Below are 23824 nucleotides of genomic sequence, written 5' to 3' on the forward strand. Positions count from 1 at the left end.
CTAATACAAAAATAACAGACCCTAAGGTCTGTTGTCAAGTCAATCCAATCGTTTAAGTACGGCGATTTCATCGCAGCAATACTGCTTTTTGCAATGCATGCAATCTTTCCAAACCTTCTCCGGGAAAATCTCTTTCGGCACGAGGGAAAATCCATTTTTCTGGAAGAAAGCGACCTCATAGGTCAGCGCCATGACCTTCACAATGCCTTGGCTTCTCGCTTCCTCTACCAGGAAATCAACCAGCTTACCGCCGATCCCCTGCCCTTTGTAACCAGGCGTCATCCCCAGCGAGCGAATCTCGACAAGGTCCGGACCCAGCCGCGTCAGCGAACCGCAGCCAATGAGCGTGCCATCGTGCTCGGCGACAACGAAGGTGTCGATCTGCTCCTGAAGCATCTCCTTCGTACGCGGCAGCATAATCCCCTGCTTCGCGTAGCCTTGTATAATATCATAAAGCTTCTCGATATCGTCGATTGAAGCTTTTCTTACGAGAACTGTAGTTGATGAATTCAAGGTCATCCGACATCCCACCAATCGCAACAAAATGCATAAAACCCACGCTAGCGCTCTTGCGGGCTTACCGCTGAAACGCTTGTGGATTCATGAATAAATATACAACAAAGCGTATATTTGCACAAGGGATTTTTTTGCAGCTTCTTCCGTTAATTTATGATAGGAATGAAGCAAACACTTCGTTGCCCAACAAGATGCCCTGCTTCGATAAACGATAGCCTTCCGGCGTTTGCTCGAGCAGCTTCTTATGCAGCCACCCTTGCAGCGTCTCACCGAATTGCGATTCGATCGACGTACCGAACTGAGCGGCGAAATCCGCGCTGCGCACCCCTTCCAACAGGCGCAGGCCGACCATCATGAAGTCTTCCATCGCTTCCTGCCGCGTGACCTCGAATTGCTCCATGACCGGCAGACCCGCATGGGTCGCGTCGATATACGGCTGAATGCCTTTGATATTCACATGACGCTGTCCGTTCATATAACCGTGAGCTCCGGCACCAAGCCCGTAGTAGTACCGGTTGCGCCAATACATCGTATTGTGCCTGCTCTCCCGTCCCGGTTTGGCGAAATTGCTGATTTCGTACTGCTTATATCCCGCGTCTTCTAACCGCTTCATAATCAGCTCGTACATGTCCACTTCTTCGTCTTCGCTGGGCAGCGGCAGCTGATTTTTGTTATAGAGCGTATGGAACAGCGTATTCTCTTCTACTTTCAAGCTATATATCGAATAATGCTGCAAATCAAGGGACAACGCTTCATCCAATGTCGCCTGCATGATTTCGACGGTTTGCTTCGGAAGTCCGAACATCAAGTCAATCGACAAATTATCGAAGCCCAGCTTCTTCGCATTCTCAATGCTCCGGTGCACATCGTCCGTATTATGAATACGTCCGATCGCGGCCAAGAGTTCATTGTTGAAGGACTGCACGCCGAACGATATCCGGTTGACGCCGCCTTCTTTCATCACTGCCAGTTTATCCTCGTCCGTCGTTCCCGGATTGGCCTCCATTGAGAATTCAACCTCATTCGGATCCGCCGGGAAATACGTTCGAACCATGCGCAGAAACCGCTCCATTTGGTCCGGGAGCAGTACGGTCGGCGTTCCTCCGCCGACGAATATCGTCTCCACCTTGGCAGGCGGATATTGGCCTACCGTCAATTCCATCTCCCGCTCCAGCGCGTCCAAATATTCCATGACGGGCTGGCCCTTCAGCACATAGGAATTAAAATCGCAATAATGGCATTTGTTCGTGCAAAACGGGATATGAATGTACACCGCGGTCGCAGCGCCATGATTGGTTTGAGCTGTATGAGTCACTACCATATGGGTTTATTCCTTTCTGACCTATCAATGGATAAAAAGCCAAGGGACAGAATTCTCTGCCTCCCCGGCTTCTTATTCGTGTGAGCCTATTCGTCTATTTTCAGTACAGCCATGAACGCTTCTTGCGGCACCTCTACACTGCCGACCTGCTTCATGCGCTTTTTACCTTCTTTTTGCTTGTCGAGCAATTTCCGTTTCCGGGAAATGTCGCCGCCGTAACACTTGGCGAGTACGTTCTTGCGCATCGCTTTAACGGTTTCGCGGGCTACGATCTTCTGCCCGATCGCCGCTTGAATCGGCACCTCGAACATTTGGCGAGGAATCAGATCCTTCAGCTTATCGCAAATGATTTTGCCGCGGTTGTACGCGGAATCACGGTGAACGATGAAGGATAGGGCATCGACTTGTTCGGAATTCAGCAGGATATCCATCTTCACGAGATTGGAACGCTTATACCCGGACAGCTCGTAATCGAAGGAAGCATACCCCTTCGTTCTTGACTTCAGCATGTCGAAGAAATCGTAGACGATTTCGGACAACGGAATGTCGTACGTCAATGTAACACGGTTGGAATCCAAATACTCCATGTTCAAGTACTCGCCGCGCTTACCTTGGCACAGATCCATGATAGTGCCTACGAAATCATTCGGTACAATGACGGAAGCTTTCACGTAAGGTTCTTCCACAAAATCAATACGCTGCGGATCCGGGTAATTGGACGGGTTATCGATATCCATCACATCGCCATTCGTTAAGGTAATTCTATAAATAACGCTTGGCGCCGTTGTAATGAGCGGAATGTTAAACTCACGTTCGATACGCTCCTGTATAATCTCCATATGCAGCAATCCCAAGAAGCCGCAGCGGAAACCGAAGCCCAAAGCCGTCGAGGTCTCAGGTTCGAAACGAAGCGAAGCGTCGTTGAGCTCCAGCTTCTGCAAAGCTTCGCGCAGATCGTTATAATCCGTCGTTTCGATCGGATACAGTCCGCAGAACACCATCGGGTTAATCCGGCGGTAGCCCGGCAGCGGCTCAGGCGCTTGGCGGTCCGCTTCGGTTACCGTGTCCCCGACCCGCGTATCTCCGACATTTTTGATGCCGGCCACGATAAAGCCTACATCTCCGACTTCAAGCGATGGAACGGAAGACATTCTCGGTTTGAATGCTCCTACTTCGATAACTTCGAACGTCTTGTTCGTTGCCATCATTTTGATTTTGGAGCCTGCTTTGATCGAGCCATCAACGACCCGGACATACACGATAACGCCTTTGTACGCATCGTAATGGGAATCGAAAATGAGCGCTTTAAGCGGATTGTCCGGGTTGCCCTGCGGAGCCGGCACTTTTTGACACACTTGCTCAATAATCTCTTTGATCCCGATACCGGCCTTAGCCGAAGCTAATACAGCCTCGCTGGCGTCAAGTCCGATGACGTCCTCGATCTCCTGCTTCACCTTGTCCGGATCGGCGCTTGGCAAATCGATTTTATTAATGACAGGTAATATTTCCAGATTGTTGTCCAATGCCAAGTACACGTTAGCGAGCGTTTGCGCTTCGATGCCTTGAGCCGCATCCACAACGAGCAGCGCTCCTTCGCAAGCGGCAAGGCTTCGGGATACCTCATAGGTGAAGTCGACGTGCCCAGGCGTATCGATCAAATTGAGGATATAATCAACGCCGTCGTCTGCACGGTAGTTCAGTCTTACCGCCTGCAGCTTGATCGTAATCCCGCGTTCCCGCTCCAGATCCATTTGGTCGAGGACCTGGTCCTGCATTTCCCGGGACGACAGCGCTCCCGTATATTCCAAAATGCGGTCGGCCAAAGTCGATTTGCCGTGATCAATATGAGCGATAATTGAAAAGTTTCGAATTCTTGATTGTCTTTCGCGAATGTCAGTCATGCTAACGTATTAACCCCCACAACATGCAAATAATTTTCATTATAGCAGTTGTGGAGAGTTGCAGCAATGTACGAGTCCTAACCTTTCCCTAATACCGCGTCAAATAGCGACACAAACAGCTTGATGCCGTGATGGGAAGCGATTTGCAGCAGGTCGCCGAGCTTGTTGCCGACATGATTCAAGGAATCGTCGTGATCGGCAACGGGCTCCGCCGTTTTGGCCGCATCCGGCTTCGGCGTCGCCTTGGATTTCGCAGCCGCCTCTTCTTTGCCCGGTTGCGATGAGGCCGTTCTGGCAGGCGCCGCGGCGCCGGCAGCAGACGTTGTCGTTTTGCCGGCCGGCTTCACCGATTCCTGCGGAGCTTTGGAGGCCGGTTCAGCGCCCTGGATCCGTTCCATTCCGCTGGAGGCCAGGCTGACTCCGAACAAAATGCAGAACAGCAGCAGCAATCCGAATAAGCCTACTTTAATATAAAACTGCCTCAGCTTCATGGAAAAGACCCTCCCTCGGGTTATCGTTTATGATTGCTTCGGGCTTGCCGCCGGAGCATCTACTTTCTTCGCGTTCAGGATGACTTCCGAGATCGCTTCCGCCAGCCAGTCCGTCGTGCGGTAGCACTCTTCCAAGGTGTTGTAAGGACCGCCGACTTCGATCAATATATTGTTGGGCGAAAAGTTCTGATTGTATAAGCCGTTGCCTTCGCTCGCTTCCTTCGCGTGAATCCCCTTGGAAATACCGGGATGCTTCGCTTCCAGCACTTGATGAATTTTGTTGGCGAATTCCTCATTCTTCTTCCAGTTCGGGTTTTTCCCCCCGATAATGAAATACACTTGCGCATAGTCGACGCCGTCGATCGTCGCGGTCGTCTTGTTGCGGGCCGCCGAATCGCGGTGGATATCGAAATAATACTGCAAGTCCGGATGCTGGACGGCAGCTTCCTGCAGCGTCTTCAAAGAATATTTGTAGGAGTACGGATATTCGAAATTTTTCACCGTGCTCGGATATACGGTTGTGGAATGTACGGCGCCGATGCCGTCTTTCTCCAGATTTTGCGCTAACCGTTGGCCGACGGAGATGATATTGACTTTGTCGCTGTAAGCTTTGTCCGGGTTGGTCACCCCTTTAAGCTCCGGCAGGAAGGATTCATTGCTATGCGTTTGATAGATGAAAGCGATGTTGTCGCCTGCTGTCTTTGGCGGCTGTCCCACAGGACTGACGATCGGATTCGTTGAAGCTGTTGGCGCAGGTTCGGGCGATGGCGCAGGGAGCGGATTCTTCGCCTCTGCTTGCAGATCCGTCGTCCCCGGATTGTAATCGACGGGCTCGCTCGGATTCGATGCGCTGCCTTTTACGAGGACCGTCGTTTTGTTCGTATCCATCCCCGGCACCTCGCTCGCTACCAGACTCTTGGGGTCGCTTGGGTTAATGTCTGTCAGAAACTGAAAGGCGAAGTGAAAGACGTTATGCTGGGAGAAAGTGAATTTCTTCTGGTCTTTATTCAGATGTGGCACTTCCATGCCGATCATATCGATAAAAAACTGGTTCGTGACGGAGGCGGCCAAGCTCTTCATGGAAGAAACCGGCGAGGTCGTAATCACTTTATTTTGCAAGTAACCGCCTACACCGATAAGAACGAAAATGGCTAGGGTCGCTGTGCTGAGAATAAAAAACGTTTTTCCGACGGAACTGGCGCTCTGAAACGTTTTTCGAACTTGGCTGAGATTGAGTGTGGCGGATGTCCATTTCATAGTCTGATTCCTCCTAAACTATCTTAATTCAATCTATGAATTGAGCCCCGTCGATAGAACCCGGAACGATAGTTTTTTTTGATAGAGGAGTTTGATGGGCACCCTGTCCTGTCCACATCCGCTTCTGAGCCGACGGGAGAACGGCCATAGGCTTACTTGCCGCTGACGGCGTCCCTCCCCGGAAAAGCGCAAAAAAAAGAACCCCTTGCGGGGTTCTTACGTTTCCTGGTTACATGCAGCTCCTATGATCAAGCAAGCGATTCGAAATCGAAGGTGCCTTTGGCCACAATCGTGACCCCGCTTGTTTCTTTGAGAACGGTAGGACCGGTATATAATTTAAGCAAGCTCTTATCGCTTGCCTTCTTTGCCGTCTTGGCGGTTAGCCGGTTACGAGCTTTCTTCATGTGCTTCAGCATATAGAATCCTTCCTTTCACAATGGATTTGAGTGAAGACACAAGCTTCGCATTGCGTTCCGACAACTCCATCATCACTTGATGATGATGACGCGGCGGAATATCCGCCCTTGTTTTGAAATGTATGGAGGAAACGATCGTCGGATGCAGCTTCACGCAATAAATATATTCGAACTCGCCGTCATCCTTGTCTCTGGCGCGTCCGAGAATGATGTTCGTATCCTTGCTGCGATAGCATTCGGCCAAATAACTCGCAGGATCGCTGACGTTAAAGCTGTGATTATGGCTGACTTGACCCGCGCGGCCAAACTGCCGCAGTGTCACGCCGTCGTCAAGAAGCTCGAACAGTGTGGCTGCCGTCACTTCTTGAAGCTCAATTATACCACAATTGGTATCAAATGTCTTATGGAATTTATCCAAAACCCGGTCGTAATCCACACTGGAAACGCTGAGCGAGTCCAACGCATCGAAGAGAAAGCTGCGGATCGCCTCATTTTTTTTCATATCGGATGGCTTATGCCGCTTCTTGTGAGCGGAGATGCTGCTCTTGAGCGGGTATAGATGCGGCCCTGCGAGCTCCGCAACGTCCCGGTCCGACTGCTTGTCATCGATTCTGAGCGGACTATAGCCTTCGAGAAATTCGGGCAATTCAAGATCCTTGGACAGGATCAGGAATGTTCGGCTGTGCCCCAGCTCCCCGATGCAGAGCCCAAGCAGCACCAAAAGATTTTCGTATGTCCCGGAATGCCCGCTGTCCTCCGACGTCATGATCAGAAGAGCGAAATCGGAATCTTCCAAATGCCTTTTGAGCATTTTCAATTTATGCTGGGACGCTGCCAGAACACCTTGGTTCAACACCGTCGCATCGGAAATAGAAGCTAGCTGAGATTGATAGAATTCGCCCCATAGCTGACTGGCTGCCGAGCAGCCGATGAATATTTTCGGTTTCATCGGGCTCTCAGTCCTAACTCCTTCACCATCCGCTTCACCGTATAAACAGCAGGTCCCAGTCCCGCCATGAGGCCGGAAGGATGATCCGGCTTGTACGTAAGCGGTGTCAAGCCAAGCAAGTCCGAAGCGATATGTAGGCTTTCTTTCTCCGGAATCAGAAAATACGTTCTCTCCAAGCCGATCTGCCCAATGAATAAGCCAAGCTCCAGAATGACATTATCCCGCACCGTACTGACGACCGAATCTCTTAATAGAGTCAGATCGTCTCCACGGAAGACGAAAATAGCGAAATCGCTGGATTGAGCCTGCTTGATCAGTGGAGCTAACGTCGTTTGCGAAGGAGGGAACAATAATTGACTCCAAACCGTTACGTCACAGGAAAAATGAAGGTTAGACTGCAAAGCCTCTGCTACGTCGATACTCTCGGCAGAGGACCCTATGAAAAGCTTAGCCAGCGGTGTGCTGCTCATAGAAACCACTTCCTCATCAAATGGTGATGGTCAGTTACTTCGACACTTCCCATCTTTTTCCTGCCGCACACAAAGAAAGAACTGTTCCCACTGCAGTCCGCGGTCCCAGTTCTCGTTCAAATATTAATGCGTATAGGCTGCTACATTCTCGACACTTACCGCCTCATGCAGGGCGGCGTTGAGCCCGCTGGCAATGATGTTGGCGATATCTTCAATGAACTGGTCGATTTCTTTGGGCGTAACTAGCAGATCGTGCCCAACAGGATTCAGCACTTCTTTGACCAGTTGCAAGCGTTCATCCTCGTGAATATTGTCCAATAGGCCCAGAATTTGACCTGTATTGCTCGTTTGCTCGCTGAAATGCTTATGCATCAAATCGAAGGCGTTATTCACGATCGTGGAAGCATAAACGACCGTAGGAACCCCAATGGCGACTACAGGCACGCCTAAATTCTCTTTCGTCAATCCTTTACGCTTATTGCCGATGCCCGACCCCGGATGAATGCCCGTATCGGCAATTTGAATGGTCGTATTCACGCGGTCGAGCGATCTGGAGGCAAGCGCGTCGATGGCAATGATGAAATCAGGCTTGGATTTCTCCACGATCCCCAGTACGATATCGCTGCTCTCAATGCCCGTCGTTCCCAGCACTCCCGGTGCTACCGCACTGACCGGCCGGTAGCCCGGACTGACATCATTAGGCATCAGTTCGAAGAAGTGCCGTGTCACCATCACATTGTCGACGACAAGCGGGCCGAGCGCATCCGGGGTCACATTGGAATTGCCGAGTCCGATAATCAGTGCCTTGGCATTCTTAGGAATCCCGATCTCTTGTAGAAATTGCTCGAACTCCTGTGCCAGCTTCGTCGCCACCCGATCTTGCAATTGCGAATCTTTCTCTCGAAGTGCGGGAACTTCTATCGTTATATAGTGACCGAGAAGCTTCCCTAGGGCTCTGGAGCCTTCTTCGTTCTTTACATTGATCTTGGTGACGCGTATACCGTTCTCGCGTACCGATTCCTGTTCAATCCCCGGTATCGGTTGCCCTTGATTGGCAGCTGTAGCCATATCCCGCGCATCCAGCGCAAGATCCGTATGTGTATTAAAAGAGCCTAAGTCCATAGAAGTTCCCCTTTCTCAGGTACATTGCATCTCTTATTGTGCGACGATTCGAATTCCCTTATGCAAAAGTGATGACCACTGAAAACCTATTGACAGGTCTTGCAATTTCAATTGTTGCATGGTAGAATACTTAAAGTTGTCAGCAAACATACAAATGTAACGTTGAACCGTGTTTTGTAAGTAGGAGGTGAATTTCATGCCAAACATTAAATCCGCTATTAAACGAGTAAAAGTTAGCGAAAAGCGCCGTCTTCGTAACGCTTCCCAAAAGTCCGCTCTGCGTACTGCTGTGAAAGCTTTCGAAACAGCTCTTACCCCTGAAGCTCTTGTTACTGCTTCCAAGAAACTTGACAAAGCAGCTTCTAAAGGTTTAATCCATAAAAATGCCGCTAACCGCAAGAAGTCCCGTCTGGCTAAAAAGCTGAACGCTCTTACGGCCCAAGCGTAATACAAGGACATAAAAGCAAAAGTCCAGTTCTCCTCGGAGTGCTGGACTTTTTACTATTCCCTTCTTAGGCAGCCAGCCTAAGAAGGAACATTTCTAATCCTAATACTTTGTCGATTCTGCCGGTCTTCATCTGAAAGTCAAGATCGGCGAGCTGGGACATAATGTCGCTCAGCTTCTCCGTATTGTACCTTCGGGCTTGTCCTTCGGCCACCTTCACCGCGAACGGATGCAATCCGATCTGCGAAGCCATCTGCTGTTGGGAGTATCCCTGCTTGCTCAGCTCTTTGACCTGCAGCATGATGCGGAACTGCCGCGCAATGAGCGCTGCGATCTTGATAGGCTCTTCCCGCTGCTTCAGCAGCTCCTCGAGAATGACGAAAGCCCGCTCCAGCCTCACATTCACGATGTCTTCGATCAGAATGAACACGTTCTGCTCCGCACTGCGCGCTACGAGCTTATCAATCACGTCAGCCGTTGCTTCGCTGCCTGCTCCAACGAATAACGAGATCTTCTCGATCTCGGCCGATAGAGCTTGCAAATTGCCGCTTGTATACAGAATCAGCAAGTCGGACGCTTCCTGCGTGAAAGAGAAGCCCCGCTGCCGCGCTTGGGCCGCGACCCAATGCTGCAGCTCCTCCGCGCTAAGCGACAGGAAAGGCACGGCCGCTTCCATTTCTTTGAGCGCTTTGACGATTTTCTTCCGCTCATCCAATTTATCGGCGTCGACCGTAAAAACAACAACGGTATGATCGGCGGGAGACTTCAAATAATCCGTTAGCCGGTCGAGATGATGCTCGATCTTCGTGCTTTCCTTCGCTCCTGTAAAGAACAACGCATTCTTGGCGATCACGAGCTTCCTCGGCACCATGAAGGGCAGCGTCTCCGCATCCTCCAGCACCGCGGAGAGCGGTGTCTCGCTTAAATCGAATTTGCTTACCGCAAATTCTCTCAGCTCCGGATCGATGAGGGAATCCGTCAGCACTTGGATAAATTCTCTCATCTTATATTTCTCGGGACCGTAGCACAAATAGACGGGTGCCTGGCGCCCTGCTTGTATATCTTTCAGTGCTCTCTTCGCATCCATAGCTGGCGTCCACTCCTCGCTATCATTTTACCAACAACAAAGGGATTACGTCAAAGCCCGAAGACCTTGAAGCAATCCCTCTGTTTGTCTATTTAAACACCGGCGAAAGGCTCTAGAAACCTTAAGCCATGTGGACGAACCCCCAAAGCATACACTACGCTTCCGTCTCTATAACATACGCAGAAGCCGCCTTGTTGGTGCGTTCTTGACACAAATTTACGGAGTTTCTTCTGTTTTGAGGTTCACATCGATGCGCATCATATGCAGCGAACCGCCGCTTTGGACCTGATAGAATAGTTTATCGTCCTTGGACCATTCCAGTAACGTAATCTGGTCTTCCGGCTGCCAGGCCTTCTTAGAGGCGAATACAAGCTCGCCTGTTGTGCTGTTGCGAATGACAACATGCTGATCCTCCACGGCCGCACTCAAAGTGCCGGAGGCAGATTTGAGCATGTTCTCGTGAGTAGGGACCGTCAAGGAGAAAACTCCGCCGCGCTGATCCGCATCGGCGCCTTTCTTCGCGACTTGATTTCGTTCAGGCGTCCCGGCTGCGGGAGTGGGCTGCGGCGTTAACGACGGCGATGGCGTTGACGATGGAGTTGACGCGACCATGTTCTTGTTCGGCGCACCCTGACCGGAAGCCGGGCTCGTCGGCGCCGTTTCCGTATTCTTAGCCACTTTATCCGCAGGAGCGTCCTTCATACGTTCAGGCGCTGTTGTGGACGGATCGACTTGTGAGGCATCCTTGGCATCATCCGATTTGGACATCTTGATCGCGTCCGGCTTCTCCAGATTCGCATCTGTTGTAGCTTGCGGACCTGAGCTTCCCGAATCGGAATTGTGCGTCTCCTGCTTATCCGTTCCACTTGCTCCGCCTGCGCTTGCATCTGCTGCGGGAGCTTCGGTTGCTGCGGCGCCGGCATTCGGAGTTTCGGCTTTCTTCATATTACTTCCGTCTGGAAGATTGCTTCTCAGTTCGGAAGAAGCTGCGCTGCGTTCTTCCGCTTGACGCGACATCGGCAGCACGCTATCTGCATTATCCAGTACAGGCTGCTTCATATTGAATACGAAGAAGCCAAGAATGAGACCTGCGGCCACGACGCCGCCGGCGAATTTCCAGGAGAACTGCGAGCCAAATCGGCGTGTCCAAGGGAGTTTGGTAGTCTGTCCTCGTTCATTCTGTCTCACATCCGGTGTAACGACAGCTGCCTTGTCGGTAATGGACGCCGCGGCACCACGATCTATTTCTGCTAGCTGCGGCAGGATTGCATCGACCAAACTGTATGGAGGAACAACCTTCGGTAGTTGCGTCAAATCATCGGATAATCGTTGTAATCGTTCGAACATTTCAGCACAGTCTAAACAGTACTCCAAATGAGCGTGTAGCTCATCTTCTTCTTGCGAATTCAGGTCTCCATCCAGCTGTCTTTGCATGAGTTCCATCACCTCTTGACAAATCATCCCCGAACACCTCCTTTCTGATATTCTTGGAGCAGCGATTGCAACTGCTGTCTGGCTCGAAATAAGTAAGACTTCACCGTATTAAGCGGTAAATTCAATGATTCGGCAATTTCATGATACGAAAAGTCCTGCAAATAACGGAGAACAACAACAGATCGATGGTGCTCGGGAAGCTTATCGATTGCCTCTCGAATGTCTTTGGCCAGATAGCCAGACATAATTTCATATTCAACATTGTGCTCTGCAGTAAACGTCATATCATGCTCATCAATAGAAACCGTAGGTTTCGCCTTGCGAAATTTATCGATGCAGATGTTCGTTACAATCCGCTGTACCCACGTCTTGAACTGAGCTTTTTCTTCGTATGAATTAATTTTGGTATAAATGCGCAGAAGCGCTTCCTGTGACGCATCAAGAGCATCCTGTTCATTATTCAAAATATAATAAGCGGTTCGGTAGACGTGAGACTCAATTTCTCGCAATAGGGTAATGAGTGCATCACGGTCACCGGCTTGAGCTCTTTTAACCAGTTCGGGTGCTACCACTGGGATCCCTCCCTCTTGCAATCTTACAGACGCAAGAACGTCTCATAATGTTGCAACTCTTTTAGAATAAAATAAAAAGTCAGTTCGCAACTACCAGAATAACAAATTTTGCTTCGTTAATACACCTGTTAGACGCATAAAACTCGGATTAGTTTTACTTCTCATCAAAGGATCCGTCCAACCCCTTTCCCGGTTCGGTCAAATCAACTCCATTTTAAGCCATTTTGGCCGTACGGAAAGTACTATGTTTGTGTAGTACCTTCATATCCCGAGTAATTCTGGGGAAAGTGGTAAATATTACAGAGAAGGTATCCCAAACGCGGAGGACTTTCCCATGTTCAAACAGTTATTCGGCAGAAGGCGCATGCAGGGCAGCTACAGGACAGTCTCCAGAGAGAACAGTGTGAATGCGGAAGAGAATAAAGTGCTGCATCCTGGCCTGCAGGATAATCTGTCTACCATTAAGACAATTTTGCATGAGCCGAGCGATCTTGTCGTCCGACAATTTATGGTAGGCCAAGAGTACCCTTGCGCAGTTGTCTTTATCGATGGCCTGGTGGATACCACACTTGTCAATGAACAGCTCATACATCCGATGCTTCATTCTTTCGACCAGTTGGTCAGTTCGCCGCAGGACCTGCTGAATACGCTAATCGAACAGGTATTAACAGCCTACGAGATGGAAACCGGAGAACTCCTGGATGACGCATTGTTAGCCCTGCTGTCGGGAAATACGCTGATTTTATTGGATCATATCTCGCAGTACATCGTCATCTCCACATCCGGCTGGAAAACGAGAGCGATTGAAGAACCGCAGACGGAATCCATCATCCGGGGGCCGCGGATGGGATTTACAGAAGACTTGCGGATGAATACGGCGATGATCCGAAGAAGAATCAAAGAAACGAATCTCGTCTTCGATACTTTTCAAATAGGACGCAGAGCGAAGAGGAAAGTGATCCTAACGTACGTTGCGGATATCGTCCATCCGGACTTGATCAAAGAAGTTACGAGACGCATCCAGAGTGTCGATATGGACGATATCGAAGGGTCCGGCTTCTTGGAACAGTGGATTACGGACAGCTTCCTCAGCCCCTTCCCCGTCATTCTGAATACGGAGCGGCCGGATAAAGTGTCGGGAGCGCTGCTCCAAGGCCGCGTTGCCATACTCGTTGACGGTGATCCGTTTGCACTCATATTGCCGATTACTTTCTCTTCCAGCTTGCAGTCGCCTGAGGATTATTATCAAAACTGGCTCATTTCCACGCTGACAAGGGTACTTCGCTTGATCTCGGCATTCATCGCCACGTTCCTGCCAGCACTCTATATTGCGCTGCTGGAGTTTCACCACGGCATGATACCATCCAAGCTCGCTTTCTCCATCGCCGGTGCAAGGGAAGGCGTCCCTTTCCCCGCGGTCATCGAAGCCTTCGTCATGGAATTTACGCTTGAGCTGCTAAGGGAGGCGGGGCTTCGACTTCCGAAGCCGATCGGGCAGACGATCGGCATCGTAGGAGGTCTCGTTATCGGAGAATCCGCGGTTGCCGCGGGGATGGTAAGTCCCGTTATGGTTATCGTCGTTGCCGTTACCGCGATAGCTTCCTTCTCTTTGCCTTCGTATTCGTTCGCCATTTCCTTACGCGTCATGCGCTTTGGCATCATGTTGATCGCCTCATTCTTGGGGCTATACGGCATTATCCTAGCCTACATCATGATCAACATCCATATTGTAAACCTGAAAAGCTTCGGAATCCCGTATTCCACGCCCTTTGCACCAATGTTCATCGGAGATTGGAAAGATCTCGTGCTGCGGGCTCCGCTGCATTTCATGAAGAAACGGCCGAAGATGCTTCAAACCAATAATGAGGACAGAATGAAAGTTGGGAGGAAAGACGAATGAAGTCATTTGAGTACGGGGATAAAGAAATAAGCGTTCTAGACATAGCCATCACCGTGTCCTCAATGATTATCGGTGTCGGCATCCTCATGCTGCCCCGGGAGCTGGCCAATACGGTGCACGGTTCTGATGGCTGGATATCCATGCTTGCCGCTGGCTTATTAGCTATAAGCGTAGGCTGGGCTTTAGCCAAAATCGCTACGCATTTCTCTAAGCAAGGCTATTATGCCTACGCATCCGCAGCTGTGACGAAGCCGATCGCTTTCATCGCCGTACTCGGGCTTTCTCTCTACTTTCTCTCCTTTTGCGCTTATGAAGCGAGGGCGATTGCGAATATCGCCAAGCAATATTTATTTGAAACGACTCCGGTTGAAGTCATTGCTTTCGGGTTCTTAATGGTGAACGTCTACGCGGTTTCGGGAAGCCGGGTCGGTTTGATTCGTTTGAACATTTTGTTCATCCCGATCGTCTTGTTCGTCACGATTATCGTTTTATTGTTTAGCTTAAGCATGGTGGACGCCAAAGAATTGAAGCCTTACATTACAACGGATTGGAAATCGCTGGCATCAGCTATGAAAACGACGGCGTTCTCACTTCTCGGCTTTGAGGTCGTCCTCTTCTATATTACGATGATGAATAAGCCTAAGGGCGCTCCGAAGGCTGTCGTCATCGGTATATCTTTACCGATCATCCTGTATACCGCTATTTATCTGGTATGTGTCGGGGTATTCACGCAAATGGCCTTGCCTGAGATCACTTATCCGGCCGTGGAGCTTGCGAAGGAAATGCAGGTCCCGGGCGAATTTTTCGAACGCTTCGAGTCCATTTTTTTTACCATTTGGATCATGGCTGTATTTACAACGACCGTCATGGCTTACGACTGCGCGATCTACGGCCTTAAGTCCTTATTCGCAAAGCCCAAACATCAAACATGGGTATTCATGCTCAGTCCCATCATATATTTGTTGTGTATGTATCCGAAGAACTTGTCCGATTTCGGTCGAATTAGCACGTTCATCAGCTACACCGGTTTTGTCATTAGTATTTTAACTCCGATCTCTATTCATCTGGTGGCCAAGCTTCGGGGAGTGAAGAGTGATGCTGCCTAGACAACTAGCAAGTACCCTAATCTTGTGCTGTACGCTGACATTATTGACAGGCTGTTGGGACCGGGTGGAGATCGACCAACGCGGCTTCGTTGTCGGAGTCGGCGTGGATAGTCCGGGAGATGGTTCCAAAGATCTGTTCGAAGGCACCTATCAAATCATCGTTCCCGGCGGACTGAAGATGAATGCGGGCAGCAGCGGCGGCCAGAGCAACAATACGAATTCTCATGCGGGTCAAGCTTTTTTCAACATGTCGACGACAGAGAATTCCATGCCGGCAATAGCTTCAAAGATAGCCGCCAGAACGAGCCGCTCCCCCTATTTCGAGCACCTGAAGATGATTATTATTTCGAACGAGATCGCCAAAGTCAAGGGCAACCTCTCCAATATTCTCGATTTCTATCTCCGGAATAGCGAAATGCGCAGAGGTGTGCAAATATTGATTGCGGATGGCAAAGCCTCCGATATGTTGAACATACATCCAAATAATGAATCAACATCAGTCAGTTATATCTCATCCATCGCCAAAAATAACCAAAAAACCAACTACATGCTGCCGCAATCCAGGATTGGAGACGTTCACGAATTTTTAGTCAAAAAAGAGAGCTTTGTTATACAAATGATTAAGAGAGATAACGGGGGTGTTACTCTGAATGGAAGCGCCTTATTTGATGGGAACACCAAGCAGTTCATCGGCTTTTTGAGCGGTGTGGAAACACAAGGTCTTAATTTCGTCACCAATCGGATCAAGGGCGGCATTGTCGAAGCCAAAATGAATGAGCAACCGATCGCCTTCAAGGTCGAACGTTCGAACAGGAAGCTGTATGTGCAGCCAGCGAATAACGGAATCCTCCATTTCACCATAAAAATTATTGTGGAGGGCACACTGGAAAAATCGGTTGCAAATATCGATCCTTCCGATGGAAAAACCATCGAAACGCTAGAAAGCGAACTCCAGGACACCCTTACGACAACTACAACGAAAGTCATCAAAAAACTGCAGCATACGTATAAGAAAGATGCGATGGGACTAGGTTCCTATCTGTTTCAAAACCATTATAAAATGTGGAAACCGATTGCCGACAACTGGGAATCCGGGGCTCATTTATTTAGCGAAGCGGACATCGACGTGCAATTTAAAGTCATCATTCGCCGGGTCGGCAATATTTTCGAAACGACAAGGGAGTAATCGATATGTGGTCATCGTTCCAAGGCTACTTGCCGCCGGGGCTTGTCATACTGTGCACCATTCTTTCTTTCATCGTGCCTTTGGGCACTTACCTAATCAATCGGCTTCTGCACAAAAATGGAGATCCGCCGTGGAAACAGCAAAACGAGACCGAGCAGGAACACAACAAGTCTCCGCAGAACCAACCGTGAAGGACTCAGGCTGCGCAGACTTTGCGATGACGGTCTCCCGATTATGGGGAAGCTGCCAGTTGTTGACGCGTGAAAATGCCCTCTTCGCGCACTTCCAGCTGAATCTCCCCCCTATCGGCCGTTCCCAGCACATGTGCGCCGCTCAGCCTTAACCGCTCGATGACCTCAGGTGCCGGGTGACCATAAACGTTCCCAACACCTGCCGAGATGACGGCAGTTACAGGCTTCCAGTAATCCAGCCACTCTTGTGACGATGAATGCTTGCTGCCATGGTGGGCTACCTTCAGGACATCAATTCGCGGTTGCTCCCCGTCCGCTATGGGTTCCTCGTTCAAACGGTCGATTATTGCCTGCTCCGTCGCCTTGCCGATATCTCCGGTGAAAAGCATCCGGCTGCCCAGCATTTCCAGATAGATCACAACTGAGTATTCGTTCTGCTCTTTCACCATCTCCGCGATATCGGCAGTGTCCCGAAACGGATACAGCACGCGCAGCCTGGTTGACTTGTCCAGCTCAATCCAATCGCTTTGCCGCGCGGCAAGCAGGGGAACACCCTTGCCGTCCAGCGTGCGAAACAGCTTATCCATTCCATTTCTTGGGGTATACGTCCCGTTGAACAGAAACTGCCGTAGGGGGATTTGTTCGGCTACCGCCTGCAGCCCGCCGCTATGATCGGCATCCGCGTGTGAGAGAACGAGCAAATCCAGCTTGTGGATCCCGCGTTTCTTCAGCAGCGGCACGAGCAGCTTCCTGCCTACCTCGTAAGGATCCTGCCTGTCTTTCCAACCTTCGCTCGCTTGGCGAAATCGAAGCGTTCCTCCTCCGTCAATAAGCAGCTGCTTTCCGTAGGGGGTTCGTATTAGGATGGCATCCCCTTGCCCGACATCAATGAATTGAACCAGTCCGCTTCGTTCGAACCGTTCCGGCGAATAGCCGATCCACAGATGCACGATGAAGACGGCTGCAGCACAGCCAAGTCCGGCTTGCAGGTGCGTTTTTTTAAGCGCCAGCCTGTGATCCAATATAATCGGCGGTTCATCGGTATGTTGTTGCAGGTAAAGATGACAGATGACGAACAGGCCGACGACCAACATGTAATAGACCGCCAGCCAAGCCAGGCTCGGCGACGGCCAAATCTGTTTGAACATGGCAAACTGCTGCAGCCCGTCCGTCAACCGGAAGACCGCATCGTTCAAGCCTGCAAGGAGAGCGCCGATAAGCTTGCCGGCCGGCAACCAGATTAACCCTGCAGCGACTGCCGCGAGTCCGGCCGGAAACACCACAAGGGAGATCACAGGAACAAGAAGCATATTGGCTAGCCAAGAAAGCAAGGAGAACTGATTGAAATAGTAGATGGTGACAGGAAACGAAACGAGTTGGGAGACGAATGTGATCGATATCATATTCCTTAACATATTGGAGGAGATGAGGCGTTCGATCAGCGCATTCGCACGCGGAACGCCAACAATTAAACCGAGCGTAACCAGGAAAGATAGCTGAAAGCTAACATCCAGCACATAGTAGGGATTCCAGAGCAGCATGATCCAGCCGACAATGGCTATCGTATGCAGCACATCCTTGGTCCAGCCTTTCTTGGCGGCATACAGAGCGATCATCGCCATCCCCCCTGCCCGTACAATGGACGGGGAAGCTCCTGTCAGTCCGATATAAAAGGGCAGCAGCCACAAACAGACCAGCATGGACGTTTCCTTCGTCAGCTTGAACCGCCGCAGCCCCCACATGCAAACGCCTATAAAGACGGCTACATTCAGCCCCGATATGGCTAATAAATGAGTCAGTCCCAGCTCGGAGAATTGCTGGAAGCGTGCAGGATCGAGATCGTCCGTCAGCCCGATCAGCATGCTCTTCATATACCCCGCCTGCGGCGCGGGGAAGATAAGATCCATGCGCCTGCTGAGATAGCCGCGCAGCTCGTCGTTCCAGCGCAGCAGCTGAACGACGCCGAAGCGCGCAGCCGCAGGCTGCACTTGCGCCTGATCCACCCCTTTGGCTGCGAGCAGCCAATGGGTGTGGTGAAGGCGCAAATACCGGCGGTAGTCGAAGCCGCCGAAGTTGCGCGCCGGGGACGGGCTCCGCAGCGTCCCCGCAAGCGTAATGGCGTCCCCGCGGCGCCAGCCGGACGCCACCCCCTGCTGCGCCTGCGCTAGCAGCCGCAGCGAAACCTGCACGCGTTCCCCGCCGAGCGGGAAAACGCGTTCGTCCGGGAAGCGGATGCTGTCCGCTTCCACGGCAAAGCTGGCCCTGTCGCCGTCGACGGTGACAGGGGTGGCGATGCGGCCGAGGAGCTGCGCTTCCCGGCCGTCGGCGGTGCCCTGCCGCTGCGTAGGCGGCAGGGCAGAGACGTTGCGCTGGTCGGTCCATTCGAAGTAGCCGCAGGCGGCTCCGACCAGCACGAGGGTGCTCAGCAGCTGTCTGCCGGGCAGCCGAAGCAGGTGCACGGCAGCGAGCGCGGCAAGCAGCAGCGCGCTCGTAGACAAGCCGAGAGGCAGCTCCGTATACAACGCCAGCACATAACCGGTTATCCACAGACAGCCTCCTAGAACAACTGGGCGTTTCATCTTAACAGATCTCCTTTCATCGCGACGTCGTGATCCACCAATTTCCATATCAATCCAGCCAACACAAAAAAACCTCTTTCCTGCAAAGCCCTGGTCATCATAGGGCTGTTGCCGGAAAGAGGTTCTTCCTCTTAGGCTTAGCTTATCGCTCTAATTCACTACATCGGATACGGTGCCGGGCGGAGGTTCATAACCGTCCATTCGGCGAAAAACGATACCTCTGGCAGCCATTAGCTGGCTCACCTTCTCATGATCCTTCGGATATCCCCGGTGGAACACGATCTCCGTCACACCGCTGTTCGCCAGCATGTTGGCACAGGTCCAGCAAGGCTGATCCGTCACATAGACGGTCGAACCCTCGCGGTCTTCTCTGTCCGTAAACAGCAGCAAATTCTGCTCGGCATGGATCGTACGTATGCAGCGCTGCTTCCGCACGACTTCTTCGACATCCGCTACCACTTTCAGCTCAATCTCTTCGACAAGCATGCAGCCTGCTTCCGTACAATCGGGCACTCCCATAGGCGCACCGTTATAGGCCGTGCCGAGCAGCTTCTTGCCCTGCACTAGCACCGCCCCTACATGACGCCGGTTGCATCTGGAGCGTGTGGATGCCATATAGGCTATGTCCAGGAAATAAGTATCCCAGTCTTTCCGGTTGCTCATGGCACCGATACCTCCATTCTATTCCTTTTTTCATTTCTAGTATTCTCTCATACTTCTTGCCAAAATAAAAGAAACGACTAGGTGGAAGGGACGAAAACATGTTCTTTCAGCTTCTCCAGCAGCTTCTCTCCGATCCCTTTCACCTCGATCAGCTCTTCGATCCGGGTGAACTTGCCTTTTTTCACCCGATAGTCCATTATCGCTCTCGCTTTGCTGTCTCCGATCCCCGGCAGCTCATTCAATTGCTGGAGCGTAGCCGCATTCAAATCTAAGAGGCCGTTCCCCGTCGTCTCAGCCGGACTTTCCTCCAAATCGCCGGATGGGGATGCTTCCATGTTGGGCTTGGCTTCCCGGCTCTCCCATTCCGTTGACTTCCGGACTGAAGTTTGCGTCTCCTTCGGCGTTGACTCTCCCTTTTCATCCGGCGCTTCCGGTACATCCGGACGCATGGTGTCATCGGATCTTTGAGCAATAACCTCTAAGATTTGCTCATTGATAGGCGCGAATTCCGTCTTTAGCGATGACCTGCTTCCCTGCACATAAGGCCAAACAACAAAACCAACAAAAAAAAAGCCTGCCGCCATCACGATCCATTTACGATAACGAAGAAAAGTCACGTTAACCTCCTATATGAAATTTAACAATGCAAGGTGAAATAACTCTCTAGACATAATGCCCGAGAAAGGCACATATACATGAAAAAGCATCCGAATGGCGTCCAAAACTGACCCCGTGCTAAAAATATGAACGAAAGTGATTGATTTTTTCGGGAGGGATTACTAGATGAAAGCAGGGTTCATCGGTACTGGGAGTATGGGAAGTATACTGATTGAAGCATTCATTCATTCTGGGGCTTTCAATCCGGAGCAAATTATTGCGGGAAATCGCACGATTCGTAAAGCTGAGCTTCTTGCGGAGACGTATCCTGGGCTTCAAGTTGCCCAATCGAATAGAGAAGTTGTCATAGGGAGTGACATTATATTCCTGTGTGTGAAGCCGTCGGAGTTCAAAAAGGTTATCGATGAAATTAAAAAGGACGTGCTTCCCTCTCAATACATCATATCCATCACAAGTCCAGTATTGATCAAACAATTGGAAAACCTTTTGCCGGCCAAAATCAGTAAAATCATTCCAAGTATTACGAACTATGTATTAAGCGGCGCCACATTGATCATTCATGGCAACCGGATGCAGCCTGAGGATAAAGAATGGTTGGAAAATCTGTTCGCGCACATTTCCTCGCCGATTCGGGTATCGGAAAATTACACACGTATTTCTTCCGACCTGTCCAGCTGCGGACCTGCCTTCCTCGCGCATTTCATTCAATCATTTGTGGACGCTGCTGTTGAAGTTACGGGGATTTCCGCTGAGGATGCCACGATGCTTGCCAGCGAGATGACGCTTGGAACAGGCAAACTTTTGACGACCGGGGGCTTTAACCCGCTCACTTTACAGAAACGCGTTTCCGTTCCCGGAGGTATTACTTCCGAGGGCTTGCGTATTCTGGACGAAGAGCTCTCTAATGTGTTCACGCGAGTCATCCGTGCTACCCACGCCAAATATCAAGAAGACCTTGAGAAGACTGAGCAGCAATTAACGATATAGCAGCAGTCTTCTCAATAGCTTCTTCTCTAACTAACCGACAACGATATTAACAAGCTTTCCTTTGACAACAATCAATTTGCGAACGGCCTTTCCGGCGGTCGCTTCTTTGACTTTGTCCAGACCGAAGGCAATTTGTTCCATCGCCGCTTCGTCTGTATCTTTGGAGATCATCGTACGCTCCACGATCTTACCGTTCACTTGCACAACGATCTCGATCTCATTATCGACCGTCCATGCTTCATCATAAGCCGGCCATGGCTCGTAAGTGATGGATGTCGTGCCGCCCAGCTTCTCCCAAAGCTCCTCCGCCAAGTGCGGGGCAAGCGGCGAAAGCATTTGAACGAAGTTTTTCATCGCTTCCAGCGGCAAGCGGTCGGTTTTGTACGCCTCATTGACGAAAATCATCATTTGGCTGATCGCCGTATTGAAGCGAAGCGCCTCGAAATCCTCGGTAATTTTTTTGATGGAACGATGCCACGTGCGTTTGAACGTATCGCTGCCAAGCGTTTCGTCAGCGCTGATTTTGGACTGCAGCTTGCCGTTCTCGTCTACGAACAATCGCCAAACACGGTTCAAGTAACGGTAAATGCCGTCTACGCCGGTCGTGTTCCACGGTTTTGTCGCCTCCAGAGGTCCCATGAACATTTCGTACATGCGCAGCGTATCGGCCCCCTGATCGTTCACAATATCATCCGGGTTGACGACGTTACCGCGGGATTTACTCATTTTCTCCATGTTCTCCCCGAGAATCATCCCTTGGTTCACAAGCTTATGGAACGGTTCCTTGGTGTGGACGAAACCGAGATCATACAGCACCTTATGCCAGAAACGCGCATACAGCAGGTGAAGAACCGCATGCTCCGCGCCGCCGATATACAGATCGACAGGCAGCCATTTCTTCTGCAGCTCCGGCGAGCAGAACTCCTGGTCGTTGCGCGGATCGATGAAGCGCAGGTAATACCAGCAGCTGCCTGCCCATTGCGGCATCGTATTCGTCTCGCGGCGGGCTTTCATGCCGGTTTCCGGATCGATGGTATTCACCCATTCGGCAACGTTCGCCAGCGGCGATTCCCCGGTGCCTGACGGCTTGATCTCATCGACCTGCGGCAGAAGAAGCGGAAGCTGGTCGACAGGGACAGGCTTCATCGTACCGTCTTCCAGATGAAGAATCGGAATCGGTTCGCCCCAATATCTTTGACGGCTGAACAGCCAATCTCTCAAGCGGTACGTCACTTTGCCGCGGCCTTTTCCGTTCTCTTCCAGCCATGCGATCATCTGCTTGATCGCCTGCTCGTTGTTCAGGCCGTCAATCGGTCCGGAATTCACGTGAGGGCCGTCGCCGGCATACGCTTCCTTCTCCACATCTCCACCCTTAACGACTTCGATAATCGGCAGATCGAACTGCTTCGCGAACTCCCAGTCACGCTGGTCGTGTCCCGGAACCGCCATAATCGCTCCGGTTCCATAACCGCCAAGCACGTAGTCGGCGATCCAGATCGGCACTTTGCCGCCGTTCACCGGGTTAATCGCATAAGCGCCCGTGAATACGCCGGTTTTGTCCTTCGCCAGATCCGTACGCTCCAGATCGCTCTTGCGGGATGCTTTCTCCTGGTACTCCTTCACTGCAGCTTCCTGGTCACCTGTCGTAATTTGCGCGACAAGCTCATGCTCAGGCGCAAGCACGCAGTAAGTCGCTCCGAATAAAGTGTCCGGGCGCGTCGTGAACACGGTCAGACTCCGCTCCGCATGTCCTTCGATCGCGAATTGTACTTCCGCCCCCGTGGATTTGCCGATCCAATTGCGCTGCATATCCTTGATGCTCTCCGACCAGTCAAGCTCTTCCAGATCTTCCAGCAGCCGCTCGGCGTACTCGGTAATTTTCAAAATCCATTGACGCATCGGTTTGCGGATAACCGGATGACCTCCGCGCTCGCTCAAGCCGTCGATCACTTCTTCATTGGCAAGCACGGTACCCAGCGCCGGGCACCAGTTGACCGGCACTTCGTCGACATAAGCGAGCCCTTTGTTGTACAGCTGGATGAAGATCCACTGCGTCCATTTGTAGTACTCCGGATCCGTTGTGGAAATCTCGCGGTCCCAATCATAGGAGAAGCCCAGCGATTTGATTTGGCGGCGGAACGTATCGATATTCTTCTTCGTGAAATCGCGCGGGTCATTGCCTGTGTCCAGCGCGTATTGCTCGGCCGGAAGACCGAAGGCGTCCCACCCCATCGGGTGAAGCACGTTATAGCCTCTCATCCGTTTGAAACGGGAGACGATATCTGTAGCCGTGTAGCCCTCCGGATGTCCGACGTGCAGGCCGGCTCCAGACGGATATGGAAACATATCGAGGGCATAAAATTTCGGCAGCTCCGAATTATCCAGCACCTTAAATGTTTTGTTCGCATCCCAATAGGCTTGCCATTTCGGCTCAATCGCTTGCGGATTGTAGCCTTGCACTTCCCTTGCTTCTTTGGTTTCCTGTGTCATGTTCAACTTCCTCCCTGTGTACGGCGCTACAAGCGCCAAAAAACCTCTCATCGCTAGCGGATATCGCTAGGGACGAGAGGTTAGATTCCCGTGGTACCACCCTAGTTAACACCAGGCATACTT

22 protein-coding genes and 1 other annotated feature (1 of these 23 only partly in view) are annotated in these 23824 nt (G+C 51.1%); of the genes, 6 read left to right on the top strand and 16 right to left on the bottom strand.

The annotated features are described in order from the left end of the window. Window positions 1-39 precede the first annotated feature (39 nt). The 9 genes from PUT07_RS16700 to gpr form a co-directional block, all read right to left on the bottom strand. On the bottom strand, window positions 40-519 hold the full coding sequence (locus tag PUT07_RS16700; RefSeq protein WP_379239857.1) for an N-acetyltransferase: 480 nt from the start codon (window positions 517-519) through the stop codon (window positions 40-42). Between the two features lie 148 nt (window positions 520-667). Then, complete coding sequence (gene hemW, locus PUT07_RS16705; RefSeq protein WP_274469423.1) at window positions 668-1837, bottom strand: radical SAM family heme chaperone HemW; 1170 nt, start codon at window positions 1835-1837, stop codon at window positions 668-670. Window positions 1838-1923: 86 nt separating this feature from the next. After that, on the bottom strand, window positions 1924-3738 hold the full coding sequence (gene lepA, locus PUT07_RS16710; protein WP_274469424.1) for a translation elongation factor 4: 1815 nt from the start codon (window positions 3736-3738) through the stop codon (window positions 1924-1926). A 77-nt stretch (window positions 3739-3815) separates the two neighbouring features. Next, window positions 3816-4229 (bottom strand): DUF3679 domain-containing protein, encoded by a 414-nt coding sequence (locus PUT07_RS16715; protein ID WP_274469425.1) that lies wholly within the window; start codon window positions 4227-4229, stop codon window positions 3816-3818. Window positions 4230-4256: 27 nt separating this feature from the next. After that, window positions 4257-5486, bottom strand: coding sequence for a stage II sporulation protein P (gene spoIIP, locus PUT07_RS16720; RefSeq protein WP_274469427.1), 1230 nt, complete (start codon window positions 5484-5486; stop codon window positions 4257-4259). 248 nt (window positions 5487-5734) lie between these two features. Beyond that, a complete protein-coding gene (locus tag PUT07_RS16725; RefSeq protein ID WP_274469428.1) occupies window positions 5735-5902 on the bottom strand; it encodes a hypothetical protein in 168 nt (55 codons plus the stop codon). Continuing rightward, window positions 5874-6851, bottom strand: coding sequence for a TIR domain-containing protein (locus tag PUT07_RS16730; protein ID WP_274469429.1), 978 nt, complete (start codon window positions 6849-6851; stop codon window positions 5874-5876). Before PUT07_RS16730 ends, PUT07_RS16725 begins: the two co-directional genes overlap by 29 nt. Next, window positions 6848-7321, bottom strand: a complete 474-nt coding sequence (locus PUT07_RS16735) for a nucleotide-binding protein (RefSeq protein ID WP_274469430.1) — start codon at window positions 7319-7321, stop codon at window positions 6848-6850. The genes PUT07_RS16730 and PUT07_RS16735 overlap by 4 nt, the downstream gene beginning before the upstream one ends. Before the next feature lie 123 nt (window positions 7322-7444). After that, a complete protein-coding gene (gpr, locus tag PUT07_RS16740) occupies window positions 7445-8443 on the bottom strand; it encodes a GPR endopeptidase (protein ID WP_274469431.1) in 999 nt (332 codons plus the stop codon). Window positions 8444-8639: 196 nt separating this feature from the next. On the opposite strand from gpr, the gene rpsT reads away from it, so the two are divergent. After that, window positions 8640-8891 carry a 30S ribosomal protein S20 gene (gene rpsT, locus PUT07_RS16745; RefSeq protein ID WP_274469432.1) on the top strand — a complete coding sequence of 84 codons (252 nt, stop codon included), beginning with the start codon at window positions 8640-8642 and terminating at the stop codon, window positions 8889-8891. A 64-nt stretch (window positions 8892-8955) separates the two neighbouring features. On the opposite strand, the gene holA is transcribed toward rpsT, so the two are convergent. The 3 genes from holA to PUT07_RS16760 form a co-directional block, all read right to left on the bottom strand. Continuing rightward, complete coding sequence (holA, locus tag PUT07_RS16750) at window positions 8956-9975, bottom strand: DNA polymerase III subunit delta (protein ID WP_274469433.1); 1020 nt, start codon at window positions 9973-9975, stop codon at window positions 8956-8958. 216 nt (window positions 9976-10191) lie between these two features. After that, a complete protein-coding gene (locus PUT07_RS16755) occupies window positions 10192-11436 on the bottom strand; it encodes an anti-sigma factor (RefSeq protein ID WP_274469434.1) in 1245 nt (414 codons plus the stop codon). Next, window positions 11433-11981, bottom strand: a complete 549-nt coding sequence (locus PUT07_RS16760) for an RNA polymerase sigma factor (RefSeq protein ID WP_274469435.1) — start codon at window positions 11979-11981, stop codon at window positions 11433-11435. The genes PUT07_RS16755 and PUT07_RS16760 overlap by 4 nt, the downstream gene beginning before the upstream one ends. 334 nt (window positions 11982-12315) lie before the next feature. Between PUT07_RS16760 and PUT07_RS16765 the strand changes: the two genes are divergently transcribed. The 4 genes from PUT07_RS16765 to PUT07_RS16780 are packed head-to-tail and all read left to right on the top strand — an operon-like array spanning window position 12316 to window position 16364. Beyond that, the gene (locus tag PUT07_RS16765; protein WP_274469437.1) at window positions 12316-13881 is read left to right on the top strand and encodes a spore germination protein; all 1566 of its coding nucleotides are present in this window, start codon (window positions 12316-12318) and stop codon (window positions 13879-13881) included. Then, window positions 13878-14987 (top strand): GerAB/ArcD/ProY family transporter, encoded by a 1110-nt coding sequence (locus PUT07_RS16770; RefSeq protein WP_274469438.1) that lies wholly within the window; start codon window positions 13878-13880, stop codon window positions 14985-14987. Before PUT07_RS16765 ends, PUT07_RS16770 begins: the two co-directional genes overlap by 4 nt. Then, the gene (locus PUT07_RS16775) at window positions 14977-16173 is read left to right on the top strand and encodes a Ger(x)C family spore germination protein (RefSeq protein WP_274469439.1); all 1197 of its coding nucleotides are present in this window, start codon (window positions 14977-14979) and stop codon (window positions 16171-16173) included. Before PUT07_RS16770 ends, PUT07_RS16775 begins: the two co-directional genes overlap by 11 nt. Before the next feature lie 5 nt (window positions 16174-16178). Beyond that, window positions 16179-16364: a hypothetical protein gene (locus PUT07_RS16780; RefSeq protein ID WP_274469440.1), complete on the top strand. Its 186-nt coding sequence runs from the start codon at window positions 16179-16181 to the stop codon at window positions 16362-16364. A 41-nt stretch (window positions 16365-16405) separates the two neighbouring features. Here the strand turns inward: PUT07_RS16780 and PUT07_RS16785 are convergent, their stop codons facing one another. The 3 genes from PUT07_RS16785 to PUT07_RS16795 all read right to left on the bottom strand — a co-directional run bounded on the left by PUT07_RS16785 (window position 16406) and on the right by PUT07_RS16795 (window position 20223). Beyond that, entirely contained in the window at window positions 16406-18943 is a 2538-nt protein-coding gene (locus PUT07_RS16785; RefSeq protein WP_274469441.1) for a DNA internalization-related competence protein ComEC/Rec2, read from the bottom strand. Between the two features lie 150 nt (window positions 18944-19093). Beyond that, a complete protein-coding gene (locus PUT07_RS16790) occupies window positions 19094-19606 on the bottom strand; it encodes a deoxycytidylate deaminase (protein ID WP_274469442.1) in 513 nt (170 codons plus the stop codon). A 77-nt stretch (window positions 19607-19683) separates the two neighbouring features. After that, a complete protein-coding gene (locus PUT07_RS16795) occupies window positions 19684-20223 on the bottom strand; it encodes a ComEA family DNA-binding protein (RefSeq protein WP_274469443.1) in 540 nt (179 codons plus the stop codon). Window positions 20224-20389: 166 nt separating this feature from the next. Between PUT07_RS16795 and comER the strand changes: the two genes are divergently transcribed. Next, window positions 20390-21211 (top strand): late competence protein ComER, encoded by an 822-nt coding sequence (comER, locus tag PUT07_RS16800; RefSeq protein WP_274469444.1) that lies wholly within the window; start codon window positions 20390-20392, stop codon window positions 21209-21211. A 30-nt stretch (window positions 21212-21241) separates the two neighbouring features. Here comER and leuS read toward each other — a convergent pair whose 3' ends face one another. After that, on the bottom strand, window positions 21242-23701 hold the full coding sequence (gene leuS, locus PUT07_RS16805) for a leucine--tRNA ligase (RefSeq protein WP_274469445.1): 2460 nt from the start codon (window positions 23699-23701) through the stop codon (window positions 21242-21244). Between the two features lie 65 nt (window positions 23702-23766). Then, window positions 23767-23824 (bottom strand) — a binding site (T-box leader) (it continues 181 nt past the right edge of the window).

The organism is Paenibacillus sp. MAHUQ-63 (assembly GCF_028765165.1).
GTDB lineage: Bacteria > Bacillota > Bacilli > Paenibacillales > NBRC-103111 > Paenibacillus_E.